This window comes from Cellulosimicrobium marinum (genome assembly GCF_020551945.1).
Lineage (GTDB): Bacteria > Actinomycetota > Actinomycetes > Actinomycetales > Cellulomonadaceae > Cellulosimicrobium > Cellulosimicrobium marinum.
Genome location: NZ_JAJBZH010000004.1, coordinates 224,258 through 236,408, shown reverse-complemented (window position 1 = coordinate 236,408; position 12,151 = coordinate 224,258). Strand labels below are relative to the sequence as shown.

The following is a 12,151-nucleotide window of genomic DNA, read 5'->3' as shown; positions in this document are numbered from 1 at the left end:
CCGGGGCGGGTGGTCACGACCACCCGCCCCGGGTCGAGCTCATCGCGAGCCCTGGGGCTGCGGGGTCTCCGGGTCGCCCCAGATGTCGTACCACGCGGCGTTGTCACGGTCCGGACCCGGCTTGAGCTTGCCGAGCGTCAGGCCCTGGACCGAGCCGACCTCGGTCAGCGAGGGTGCTTCGTACCTCATCGTTCTTCACCTCCTCGGCGGTCTCGCGTGCCGTGCGACCGAACCGGCGCGCGCGGCCTCACCGACGTCCTCAGAACTCTGACGACAGGCCCCACAGTAGGGCCGCCGGCAGGCCGTCCACGGCTCTGGCAACAAACTTCACCCACAGCCGGAACACATTTCGCCCACACCGTCCTGGACGGCCGTCCAGGCACCATTCCCGCCGCTGCGGACGCCTCAGCGGGCGCCGGCCGTGCCCACGGTCGCGGCGGCGCTCACCTCGCCGAGGACCACGGCGTCGATGAGCTGGCGTGCCCAGTCGAGCACCTCGGCGCCGCGCAGGGGACGCCCGCCGATGCGGGCGGTCGTGGGGAAGGGGACGAGGAACGCGCGGATCGCGGGCTTGAGCATCGTGCCCGGGTAGAGGCGCTTGAGGCGCAGCTGCGCCGACTCGGGCAGGTCGACGGGCGCGAACCGGACGAACTTGCCCTGCGCGGTGACGTCGGTCAGCCCGGCGCGGCGCGCGTGGTTGCGGAAGTCGGCGACGTCGAACAGGGCGGACGCGACCTCGGGGAGCGCGCCGTACCGGTCGACGAGCTCGGCGCGCACCTCGGCCAGCGCGGGGGCGTCGGCCGCCGCGGCGATCTTGCGGTACGCCTCGAGCCGCAGGCGCTCGGTCGCGATGTACGACTCGGGCAGGTGGGCGTCCACGGGCAGCTCGATCGAGACCTCCGGCTGCTCCTCGGGCCCGTCGCCGCGGAAGTTCGCGACCGCCTCGCCGACCATGCGGACGTACAGGTCGAACCCGACGCCCGCGATGTGGCCGGACTGCTCGCCGCCGAGGAGGTTCCCGGCGCCACGGATCTCGAGGTCCTTCATCGCGACCTGCATGCCGGCGCCCAGGTCGGTGTGCGCCGCGATGGTCGCGAGGCGGTCGTGCGCGGTCTCCGTGAGGGGACGCTCCGGCGGGTAGAGGAAGTACGCGTAGGCGCGCTCGCGCCCGCGGCCCACGCGCCCGCGCAGCTGGTGGAGCTGGGAGAGCCCGAGCACGTCGGCGCGCTCGAGGATGAGGGTGTTGGCGTTGGAGATGTCGAGGCCGGTCTCGATGATCGTCGTGCAGACGAGGACGTCGAGCTCCTTCTCCCAGAACGCCCGGATGACCTGGTCGAGCTGGTGCTCGTTCATCTTGCCGTGCGCCACGCCGACGCGGGCCTCGGGCACCAGCTCGCGGAGCTTCGCGGCGGTGCGGTCGATGGTCTCGACCTTGTTGTGCACGTAGAACACCTGGCCCTCGCGCAGCAGCTCGCGGCGCAGCGCGGCGGCGATCTGCTTCTCCTCGTACGCGCCGACGTAGGTGAGGACGGGGTGGCGCTCCTCGGGCGGGGTCGCGAGCGTCGACATCTCGCGGATGCCGGTGACCGCCATCTCGAGCGTGCGTGGGATCGGTGTCGCGGACATGGCGAGCACGTCGACGTTGGTGCGCAGCTGCTTGAGCGTCTCCTTGTGCTCGACGCCGAACCGCTGCTCCTCGTCGATGATGACGAGGCCGAGGTCCTTGAACCGGATGCTCCCGGTGATGAGCCGGTGCGTGCCGATGACGACGTCGACCGCGCCGGTGCGCAGCCCCTCGATCACCTCCTCGGACTCCTTCGCGGTCTGGAAGCGCGACAGGGCTCTCACGGTGACGGGGAACCCCGCGTACCGCTCCGAGAACGTCTCGAAGTGCTGCTGGCCGAGCAGCGTCGTCGGCACGAGCACCGCGACCTGCTTGCCGTCCTGGACCGCCTTGAACGCGGCCCGGATCGCGATTTCCGTCTTGCCGTAGCCGACGTCGCCGCACACGAGCCGGTCCATGGGGACCGTCTTCTCCATGTCGGCCTTGACCTCGTCGATGGTCGCGAGCTGGTCGGGCGTCTCGACGTACGCGAACGCGTCCTCGAGCTCGCGCTGCCACGGCGTGTCGGGGCCGAACGCGTGGCCCTGCGTCGCCATGCGCGCCGAGTAGAGCCGGATGAGCTCGCTCGCGATCTCCTTGACGTGCTTGCGGGCGCGCGACTTCGTCTTCGCCCAGTCCGCGCCGCCCATCTTGTTGAGGCTCGGCGACTCGCCACCGGTGTACTTCGTCACCTGGTCGAGCTGGTCCATCGGGACGAAGAGCCGGTCCCCCGGCTGCCCCCGCTTGGACGACGCGTACTCGATGACGAGGTACTCGCGCGTCGCGGCGTTGCCGCCCGTGCCGAGCGTGCGCTGCACGAGCTCGACGAACCGGCCCACGCCGTGCTGCTCGTGCACGACGAAGTCGCCCGCCTTGAGCTGCAGCGGGTCGACGACGTTGCGCCGCCGCGACGGCATCTTCCGCATGTCGCGCGTGCTCGACCCGGCGCGCCCCGTGAGGTCCGCCTCGGAGAAGACGGCGAGCCGCAGGTCCGGCGCGACGAAGCCCTTGCCGACCATCGCCGGGGTGACGGACACGACGCCGCCCTCGGGCTCGTCGTCGAGCCGTGCGACGAGGCGCGCCGGGGTGTCGACCGCGCCGAGCTGCTCGACCATGCGCTTGGCCGGCCCGTGCCCCTCGGTCGTGAGCACCAGGCGCCAGCCCGCGTGCTGCAGGCCGCGCACGTCGTCGAGCGCACGCGAGACGTCCCCGCGGTACGACTCGACGTCGCGCGCGCCGATCGTGAACGTCGGCACGCCGTCCGCGCTCTCGCCCACGTGGGCGCGGGTCGTGCCCGACGCCGCCCGGTCGCCCCCCGGGCCTGACGCGCCCCCGGGCGGGAGCGCGTCGTCGGGCGCCGCGTCGAGGTCCGGGTTGTCGAGCGCGAACGACGACAGCGTCCACCACCCGAGGCCGCGGCGCTGCGCGACGGCGCGCACGTCGGCGAACGTCGCGAACGACGCCGCGGACAGGTCGATCGGCACGGTGATCGGCTGGTTCCCCCCTGCCGCCGCGCCCACCCACGCGGCCGCGAGGAACTCCTCGGTCGTCGCGACGAGGTCGTGGGCACGGCGCCGCACCCGCTCGGCGTCGTCGACGACGAGCAGCGCGTCGTCCGGCACGAGCTCGAGCACGGGCACCATGCGGTCGACGAGCACGGGTGCCAGCGACTCCATGCCCTCGACGGCGACGCCCGCCGACAGCCTGTCCAGCATCTCGGCGGCGCCCGGGAGCTGCTCCACGAGCGCCGCAGCCCGCGCGCGCACCGACTCCGTGAGGAGGATCTCGCGGCACGGCGGCGCCCACAGGCCGTGCTCGGCGAGCTCCAGGCTGCGCTGGTCGGCGACCGCGAACCAGCGGATCTCCGACACCTCGTCGCCCCAGAACTCCACGCGCAGCGGGTGGTCCTCGGTGGGCGGGAAGACGTCGAGGATGCCGCCGCGCACCGCGAACTCCCCGCGCCGCTCGACCATGTCGACGCGCGTGTACGCCGCCGCGACGAGCCGCTCCGCGACGTCCGTGAGGTCGGCGACGTCACCGTGGTGCAGCTCGACCGGGACGAGCTCGCCCAGCCCGTCCACCACGGGCTGCAGCAGCGCGCGCACCGGCATGACGAGCACCCGCACGGGGCCCGACGGCCCGACCTCCGCGTCCGGGTGCGCCAGGCGCCGGAACACCGCGATCCGCTTCGCGACCGTGTCCGCACGCGGGCTCAGCCGCTCGTGCGGCAACGTCTCCCAGCTCGGCAGCACGGCGACGAGGTCGCCCAGCTCGTCCGGCAGGTACGCGCGGACGCTCGCCGCGAGCTCGTCCGCGTCGCGACCCGTCGCCGTCACCACGACGAGCGGGCGCGACCCCGCCGTCCCCGCGGAGGCCGGCCCCGCGCCGTCGGGCACCGGACCGGTCGCCCGAGCGCCCGCCATCGCCGCGAGCAGCGGAGGCCGCACCCCCGCCGGGCCGACGACGTCCGCCGCGCCGCGCGCGCGCACGTGCTCGACCGCCGCCGCCGCGGCGGGGTCGGCGAGCAGCGCGGGCAGGATGCCGGTGAGGTTCATGGGTGCGGTCCTTTCCGGGACGTCGCGGCACGGGCGGCCGGACGGGCCGGTGGCAGGTGGGAGCGGAAGGCCGGGGCAGCACGAACACCCCGCACCCGGGCCCGAGAGGGCACGGGGGCGGGTGGGTCGTGGACGACCCGCACCAGACTACGCCGCGCCACCGACGACGCACCGGCCACGCACCCCGGCACCTACCGGCGGCGCCACCGCTCCCGCCGACGCTCCACGCCCCACAGAGTCACGCGCCGCACCGCCTCGACGACGATGGCACGGCTCATCTTCGACTCGCCCCGCACCCTCTCGACGAAGGTGATCGGCACCTCGGTCACGCGCAGGCCCGCGTCGAGCGCGCGGCGCACCATGTCGATCTGGAAGCAGTACCCCTGGCTCTCGACGTCCGTCCCCAGGACCCGGTCGAGCGCGTCGGCCGAGTACGCGCGGTAGCCGCCCGTCGCGTCCCGGACGTCGATCCCCAGGGCGAGCCGCGTGTACAGGCTCCCGCCGCGCGACAGCAGCCGCCGGTGCAACGGCCAGTTCACCACCGAGCCGCCCGGCACCCAGCGCGAGCCCAGCACGACGTCGTGGTCCGCGAGCGCCGCCAGCAGACGCGGCAGCTGCTCCGGCAGGTGCGAGCCGTCGGCGTCCATCTCCACGACGACGCCGTAGCCGCGCTCGCGCGCCCACCCGAACGCCGCCACGTACGCCGCACCCAGACCCTGCTTGCCCGCGCGGTGCAGGACGTGGACGTGGTCGTCGCGCGCCGCGATCGCGTCGGCGACCTCCCCCGTCCCGTCGGGCGACGCGTCGTCCACGACGAGGACGTGGACGTCCGGCACCGCGGCACGCACCCGCGCGACGATCTCCTCGACGTTCTCGCGCTCGTCGTACGTCGGGACGGCGACGAGCACCGGCTCGTCGTGCATGGCGCCACCTCCGTCCACGGTCCGTCCTCGTGCGCGGGCCGAGTCTAGGCCGACGCCGACCTTCCCCGGGCCACGGCGGTCGCCGTAGGCTCGGCGCACGATCCGTCGGACGGGTCCCGGGCACGCGGAGGTGGGCGGTGGACGAGCGACGACGGCGGGGAGCCGCCGGTGCCGCGACCGCCCTCGTCGCGTTCGTCCTCGTGTACGTCGTCGCGGTCCGCACGGTCACCGGGCAGGTCGCCGACGTCCGCGGGTTCGCCCAGCTCCAGGGAGGCGGCGAGCTGGTCTCGGGCGTCGCCTCGGTCTCCAGGGCCGTCCTGCCCGTGGTCCTCGCCGCCACCTGCCTCGTGCTCGGGGTGCTCGCGCTGCGGCAGCACCGGGTCCGCGACCTCGTCGCCGCCGTCCTCGTCGCGGTCCTCCCCCTGGCGGTCTCCGGATGGCTGCGCGACCAGGTGCTGGTGCGGCCGGACCTCGGCGACCTCGGCTACGCGTACAACACCATGCCCTCCGGGCACGTCAGCGCGACGGTCGGCCTCGCGGCCGCGATGGTCCTCCTGACGCCCCGCGCCTCGCGCCGGACCGTCGCCGCCGTCGCGGTCGGCGTGGTCGTCGTGGCGTGCGTCGCGTCCGTGGTGGGCCACGCGCACCGCCCGAGCGACACGCTCGCGTCGGTGCTGCTGGTCGGCGCGGTCGTCGGGCTCGTGGTGGCCGTGCTCGACGTCCCGACCGACCGCTGACCGTTTCACCCGGCCGGGCGTCCCACCGTGCCCCCGTCCGCTGAGACACTGACGAGGCGGTCCGCCGGACCGTGCGAGACGAGGAGGACTGCCATGGGCGGCGAGGGCGACTCGTTCGTCGACCCGTTGGACCTGCGCGTGCAGGAGCGCAACCAGCGGCGCTCCCTGCGCCGCGTCGCCCGCCTCGTGGCGCGCAGCACGTCCCTCGTGTGGGGCGCGGGGCGGACCCTGCTCCTCGCGCTCGCCGGCCTCCAGGTCGTCGGGGCGCTCCTGCTCGCGGGGCAGGTGCTCGTCGTCGAGCGGTTCCTCGAGGCCGTCGTCGACCTCTCGGGGACCGGGGGGATGAGCGCCCTCGTGGGTCCCGTCGTCGCCCTGGCCGCGCTCATGGGGGGCGCGGCGCTCGTGGGCGCCGTGCAGGGCACCCTCCAGCGCTACCTCGCGGAGTCCGTCGCGCGGCGCACCTGGCAGCAGGTCCTGTCCGTGGCGACACGGGTCAGCCTGCGCCAGTTCGAGTCCCCCGCCTTCTACGACTCCCTGCAGCGCGTCACCGCCAACGCCGCGAGCCGCCCGCTCCAGGTGACCCACGCCCTCCTCGGCGCCTTCGGGAGCGCCGCGGTCACGGTGAGCGTCGGCCTGACGCTCGTCGCGATCCATCCGGCGCTGCTCGGGCTGCTCGTCCTGGGCGGGGTCCCGCTGCTCCTCACCAACCGGCGAGAGAGCCGGATGGAGTTCGACTTCGCCGTGCGGCAGACCTACCCGGGGCGTGAGCGCGCCTACCTGTCCTACACCCTCACGGGCCGCTCCGAGGCGAAGGAGATCCGGGCGTTCGGTCTGGGACGGGCGCTGCGCGACCGGTTCGACCGGCTCTACGCCCGGTACCAGAGCGACCTCGCGGTGCACCTGCGCCGCCGGACGGCGCTCAGCCTCGTCGGCAACCTCGCGTCGGCGGTCGTCATCGCCGTCACGCTCCTCCTCGTCGTCTGGTTGATCTCCCGGGGCACCATGAGCGTCGCCCAGGCGGGTGCGGCGATCGTGGCGATCCGCATGCTCCAGGGCCAGGTGCAGACGCTGCTCGGGTCCGTCCAGGCGATCTTCGAGGCCGGTCTCTTCCTCGACGACGTGGACGCGTTCATGGCCCTCGGCCCCTCGGCGGACTCGCTCGAGTCGGGCCGGCCCGCACCCCGGGCGTTCGACACGATCACGGCGCAGGACGTCGGCTTCACGTACCCCGGGAGCGACGTCCCGGCCCTGCGCGGCGTCGACGTCACGGTCCGGCGCGGCGAGGTGGTCGCCCTCGTCGGCGAGAACGGCTCCGGGAAGACGACGCTCGCGAAGATCCTCGCCGGGCTCTACGACTCCGACACGGGCGCGGTCCGCTGGGACGGGACGGACTCGCGCGAGATCGACCGTGCGACGCTGCGGGAACGGGTCGCTCCCATCTTCCAGGACTTCGTCCGGTACGCCTTCTCGGCACGGGACAACGTCGAGGTGGGCGACGTGTCCGCGGCGGGCGACGAGGACCGCCTCCGCGCCGCAGCCACGCGCGCGGGCGCGGACGGGTTCCTCACCGCGCTCCCCCACGGGTACGACACCATGCTCTCGCGGATGTTCCGCGACGGGCGGGACCTGTCGGGCGGCCAGTGGCAGCGCGTCGCGATCGCCCGCGCCTTCTACCGCGACGCCCCGCTGATCATCCTCGACGAGCCGACCGCGTCGCTCGACCCCCGGGCCGAGCACGAGATCTTCGAGTCGCTGCGCGAGGTGCTCGCCGGGCGGTCGGCCGTGTTCATCTCGCACCGCTTCTCCACCGTGCGCTCGGCCGACCACATCTACGTGCTCGAGGCCGGGGCGGTCGCCGAGCACGGCACGCACGACGAGCTCATGGCGGCCGGCGGGCTCTACGCGGACCTGTTCACGCTCCAGGCGAGCGCCTACCTCGACGGGGACCGCCCGGGCGGGTAGAGACCGGCGTACCGCTCGGCGACGGCGCCCCACCCGTAGCGCTCGACCTCGGCCCGCCCCTCGACGGCGAGCCGACCCGCGACGTCGCGGTCCGTGACGGCGCTCCCGACCGCGCGGGCGAGCGCGTCGACGTCCTCCGGGTCCACCAGGAGACCGGTCCGGCCGTCGTCGACGAACTCCGGCGGCCCGCCGCGCTCCGTGACGACGACGGGCACGCCCGCGCGCCACCCCTCAAGGACGACGATCCCGAACGCCTCGACCCGGCTCGGCACGACGAGGGCCAGCGAGGACGCCATCGCCGTCACCACCTGCGGGCGCGCGAGACGGCCCGGGAGGACCACGCGGTCCTCGACGCCCTCCCGCGCGGCGAGGTCGCGGAGCCCGGCGAGCTCCGGCCCGTCCCCGCCGACGACGAGCCGGACGTCCGCGGGCAGGTCCGCGCGGGCGAAGGCCCGCACGAGCAGGTCGAACCCCTTGGTCCGCACGACCCGCCCGACGGCCAGGACGTACCGGTCCGGCAGCCACGGCGGGCGCGGCCCGCCCGGCTCGTCGAGGTCGATCCCGTTGTGGACGACCGTCCCGGTCCCGGCCGGCAGACCGAAGCGTCGTTCGAGGTCCGCGAGCGCGTAGCCGGAGCACGCCGTCACGGCGTGGGCGTGCGCGAGCGAGCGCGTGAGGGCCGTGCGCAGCAGGGCGGACGTGCCGAACACGTCGTGCGCGTCCATGAACGTCTCGCCGTGCCCCGTGACCACGAGCGGGGTGCGGGTGCGGCGGGAGAGCGCGTGCGCCCACGGACCCTGCGGCCCGTAGCAGTGCACGTGGAGCACGTCCGGACGGTCGGCACGCCACGCGGCACGCCACGCGCGCCACGCCCGGGGCGCCGTCCGCGCGAACGACGCCAGGGACGACCCCGTCCGTGCGGGCAGCGGGGCGGGCAGGTAGCGGACCGGGACGACGTCGTCCACCGCGGCCGGGACGTCCTCGTCGCCCTGGTCGACGGCCCACACCGCGACGCGGTGACCCGCGGCGTGCAGCGCCCGGGCGACGTGCAGGACGTGCTCCTCCACCCCGCCCGCCCGAGGCAGGAACGAGCTCGTGACGAGCGCGACCGAGACCATCGTCCCTCCTCCGCGTGCACGACCGGCCCGAGCGGTGCCGACGCTGGCACCCTAGGCGCTCGCGCCCGCGCACCGGGGGCGGGCCCGGGTGAAAACGGCCGCCCGGTCTCCGGACGCCGGGTGAAGGCGGCGCCGATCCCTCGTCCGGGAGGGGCCGGACCGTGAGAATGAGGGGTCCGCGCGGAGGTCCGCGCGGTGCGGACCGACGACGAGGAGGTGCGGGCGTGGCCCGACTGACGCTGGCGACCATCGCCGTGGGCGTGCCGATGGGCCAGCAGGTCTACGAGCGCGAGGTGTCGGCCCGGGCCGAGCGGGCGCTCGGGCCCGGCGTCACGGTGCACCGGTCGGTGACGCGCTCCCTGCGCTCGCCGCTGCCCGGCACCGTGCGGCTCCCCCACTGGGTGCTGCGCGAGGCCCCGGCACCGGTGCGGCGCGCGGTCGGGGCCGTGATGTACCCGCGCGCCGACGTCGTCCACCGCATGGGCCTCTCCCTGCCGCCCGCGCGCGTGCCGGAGATCGTCACCGTCCACGACACGGTCGCATGGCGCTTCCCCGACGAGTCGGCGCCCGAGCCGTTCGCCGCTCAGGAGACCCGACGGGCGCGCGCGGTGATCTCCGTGTCACGGTTCGCGGCCGACGACGTCGCCGAGCGGCTGGGGCTCGACCACGTCCACGTCGTCCACAACGGGGTCGACGACCGCTTCTTCGCCGCGGTCCCGCTCGCCGCGGAGCAGCTGCGCGGTCTCGGCGTCGACGGCCCCTACGTCCTGCACGCCGGCGGTTCCTCGCTGCGCAAGAACCTCGACGGGCTCGCCGCCGCGTGGCCGCGCGTGCGCTCCGCGCACCCCGACGTCCGGCTCGTGCTGAGCGGCCCGCCGTCGCAGCGGCGCGACCGGCTGTTCGGCCCGCTCGACGGCGCCCTGCGGGTCGGTCTCGTCCCTGACGAGCTGCTGCCGGGCCTCGTCGCGGGGGCGCGCGCCGTCGTCGTCCCGTCCCTGTACGAGGGCTTCGGCCTCCCGGCGCTGGAGGCCATGGCCGCCGGGGTCCCCGTCGTGGCCGCGGACCGCTCATCGTTGCCCGAGGTGTGCGGGGACGCCGGCATCCTCGTGGAGCCCGACGGCGCGGGCCTCGCGGACGGGCTCGTGCACGCCCTGTCCGGGACGACGGACGTCACCGAGCGCGTCGCGCGGGGCCGGGCCCGGTCGCAGCGCTTCACGTGGGACGCCTGCGCCGCGGCGCACGCGGCCGTGTGGCGCGAGGTGCTCGCCGGGACCTAGCGGGACGGGCGCGCCCCGGCCGGGAGCGTGGCGGCCCGGGCGAGGCCCGCGACCAGCCCGACGAGCGTCACGCCCGACCGCAGCACCCCGTTCGCGACCCCGCGCACCACCGACCCCTGCCGCGTGCGGACGCGTCCCAGGGCACGCACGGCGTAGGCGAGCTCGCCGCCCGCCGCGCGGAGACCCACGAGGACGTACCGACGCAGCCGCGCGTCGCCCAGGCCCACGGTGGCGCCGAGCAGCACGAGGTGGTTGCGCTGGGCGTAGTAGGCGTAGCGCAGGTCGAACCGCCGCCCCTTCGCGTACGGTCCGGCCACGTGCCGCACCACCGCGGACGGGGTGTAGACGACCCGGCCGCCGCGCAGCCGCATCCGCAGCACCGGGTCCGTCTCCTCGCGCAGGCACGTCCCCGGGTAGACGTCGCGGATCCCCCCGACCGCGTCGAGCGCGCGACGACGCACGGACATGTTCGCGCCGAGGAGGTGGTCGACGTCGACGTCGTGCCCGGGGTCCGCCGCGAAGTGACCGGTCAGCGTCCCGTCCCGACGGAAGAGCCCGATCTCCTCGGCCCCCTCGGACTCCTCGCCCGGCTCGCCGTTCACCGCCCGTCCCCCGACCGCGACCACCTCGGGGTCCGCGTAGGGCGCGAGGAGGCGGGCGAGCCAGTCGGGGCTCGCGAAGGCGTCGTCGTCGAGGAAGGCGACCACGTCCGTCTGCGTGGCGGCCACCCCGATGCGCCGGGAGCCGGCGGTGTGCCCCGCGCCGAGCGCGTTGCGCGCGTAGACGACCCCGTCCGCGGCGGCGACCACCCGGCGGGTCTCGTCCCCCGCCGACGCGTCGACGACGACGACCGTGTCGGCGCGCCTGTCCTGCCTCGCCAGGTGGTCGAGGCAGGTGCGCAGGTGCTCCGGTCGGTTGTACGTCGGGATCACGACGGCGACCGTCAGGCTCGGCATGCACCGAAGGTATCCGCACACGGGGGCGTGGCAGCAGCCCCGTCGCAGAGTTCACCCGCACACCCCGACGGCGGGCGCGGGCCGAGATTCACCCGCCGCGGCACGCGGACCCGCGAGTACGCTCGGCTCGGCACGTCACACCCCCTCAGGCGACCGGAGCGGCCGTGAGCGAGATCGACGCGTACATCATCGCCTGGACGGGGCGCGAGGCGGCCGCCCGTGCCATCGCTGCCGCCCTGGAGCCGGCGGTCCGCAGCGTCACCGTCGTCTACTCGAACCAGGACGGCGAACCGTGGGACGGCCCCGGCGAGTGGGTCGAGGTCCCGGACGAGTGGTTCTACGGGCCGAAGTTCGCGGCCACGCTCCGCCTCCACGGGCAGCGCGACCCGGGCGCTGTCATGCTCCAGGTCCAGGCGGACGCGACCTGCGAGGACTGGCCCGGCCTCGCCGCCCGGTGCGCCGCGGTGTTCGCGACGCGCGACGCGGTCGCCGTGTGGGCACCCGACGTCAGCTTCACCCCGCTCCCGCTCCGGCTGACCGGTCTCGCCGACGCGGGCCCCGACCTCCACCACGTCGCCCTCGTGGACGGCATCGTGTGGGCGCTCTCGCCGGACACGGTCGAGCGGCTGGCCCGCCACGACTACCGGGCGAACAACGTGGGGTGGGGCATCGACTGGGCCGCCGCGTGCTTCGCCCGGTCGACCGGCAAGGAGGTCCTGGTCGACGCGTCGTTGCACGTGAGCCACCCGCCGTCGCGGGGGTACCGGACGGACGACGCCGAGGCGCAGATGGAGCGCTTCCTGGACCAGCTCGACGACGCCGAGCAGGCCGCCAGGGCGCTCCTGCGCGGCTACCTCGCACCCCGCAGGTCGTCGCGGCCGGTGCGCGACGGCGTGCGCGACGCGCTGCGTCACCAGGTCCACCTCGCGCGCGCACGGTGGCAGGACGCCCGGACCGGGTCGCGCGAGGCCGAGCGCCGCGTGGTGCCCGGGACCGTGCCCGGACCGGGATAATTCACCC

At 75.1% G+C, this 12,151-nt stretch carries 9 protein-coding genes; 4 read left to right on the top strand and 5 right to left on the bottom strand.

Going from position 1 to position 12,151, the window contains the following annotated elements:
* Nucleotides 1–39 precede the first annotated feature (39 nt).
* The 3 genes from LGQ04_RS10925 to LGQ04_RS10915 all read right to left on the bottom strand — a co-directional run bounded on the left by LGQ04_RS10925 (nt 40) and on the right by LGQ04_RS10915 (nt 5,081).
* Entirely contained in the window at nt 40–189 is a 150-nt protein-coding gene (locus tag LGQ04_RS10925; RefSeq protein WP_229243733.1) for a lasso RiPP family leader peptide-containing protein, read from the bottom strand.
* 216 nt (nt 190–405) lie between these two features.
* Nucleotides 406–4,158, bottom strand: a complete 3,753-nt coding sequence (gene mfd / locus LGQ04_RS10920; protein WP_229243732.1) for a transcription-repair coupling factor — start codon at nt 4,156–4,158, stop codon at nt 406–408.
* 191 nt (nt 4,159–4,349) lie between these two features.
* Nucleotides 4,350–5,081 (bottom strand): polyprenol monophosphomannose synthase, encoded by a 732-nt coding sequence (locus LGQ04_RS10915; RefSeq protein WP_229243731.1) that lies wholly within the window; start codon nt 5,079–5,081, stop codon nt 4,350–4,352.
* Nucleotides 5,082–5,218: 137 nt separating this feature from the next.
* Here LGQ04_RS10915 and LGQ04_RS17765 point away from each other — a divergent pair, with 137 nt between their 5' ends.
* Nucleotides 5,219–5,818, top strand: a complete 600-nt coding sequence (locus LGQ04_RS17765; protein WP_229243730.1) for a phosphatase PAP2 family protein — start codon at nt 5,219–5,221, stop codon at nt 5,816–5,818.
* 93 nt (nt 5,819–5,911) lie between these two features.
* On the top strand, nt 5,912–7,780 hold the full coding sequence (locus tag LGQ04_RS10905) for an ABC transporter ATP-binding protein (protein ID WP_229243729.1): 1,869 nt from the start codon (nt 5,912–5,914) through the stop codon (nt 7,778–7,780).
* On the opposite strand, the gene LGQ04_RS10900 is transcribed toward LGQ04_RS10905, so the two are convergent.
* Nucleotides 7,750–8,898 carry a glycosyltransferase family 4 protein gene (locus tag LGQ04_RS10900; protein ID WP_229243728.1) on the bottom strand — a complete coding sequence of 383 codons (1,149 nt, stop codon included), beginning with the start codon at nt 8,896–8,898 and terminating at the stop codon, nt 7,750–7,752. The genes LGQ04_RS10905 and LGQ04_RS10900 overlap by 31 nt on opposite strands.
* A gap of 224 nt (nt 8,899–9,122) precedes the next feature.
* Here LGQ04_RS10900 and LGQ04_RS10895 point away from each other — a divergent pair, with 224 nt between their 5' ends.
* Nucleotides 9,123–10,175 (top strand): glycosyltransferase family 4 protein, encoded by a 1,053-nt coding sequence (locus LGQ04_RS10895; protein ID WP_229243727.1) that lies wholly within the window; start codon nt 9,123–9,125, stop codon nt 10,173–10,175.
* Here the strand turns inward: LGQ04_RS10895 and LGQ04_RS10890 are convergent.
* Complete coding sequence (locus tag LGQ04_RS10890) at nt 10,172–11,131, bottom strand: glycosyltransferase family 2 protein (RefSeq protein WP_229243726.1); 960 nt, start codon at nt 11,129–11,131, stop codon at nt 10,172–10,174. The two genes, LGQ04_RS10895 and LGQ04_RS10890, sit on opposite strands and share 4 nt — an antisense overlap.
* Nucleotides 11,132–11,295: 164 nt before the next feature.
* Between LGQ04_RS10890 and LGQ04_RS10885 the strand changes: the two genes are divergently transcribed.
* Nucleotides 11,296–12,144 carry a hypothetical protein gene (locus LGQ04_RS10885; RefSeq protein ID WP_229243725.1) on the top strand — a complete coding sequence of 283 codons (849 nt, stop codon included), beginning with the start codon at nt 11,296–11,298 and terminating at the stop codon, nt 12,142–12,144.
* Nucleotides 12,145–12,151 lie beyond the last annotated feature (7 nt).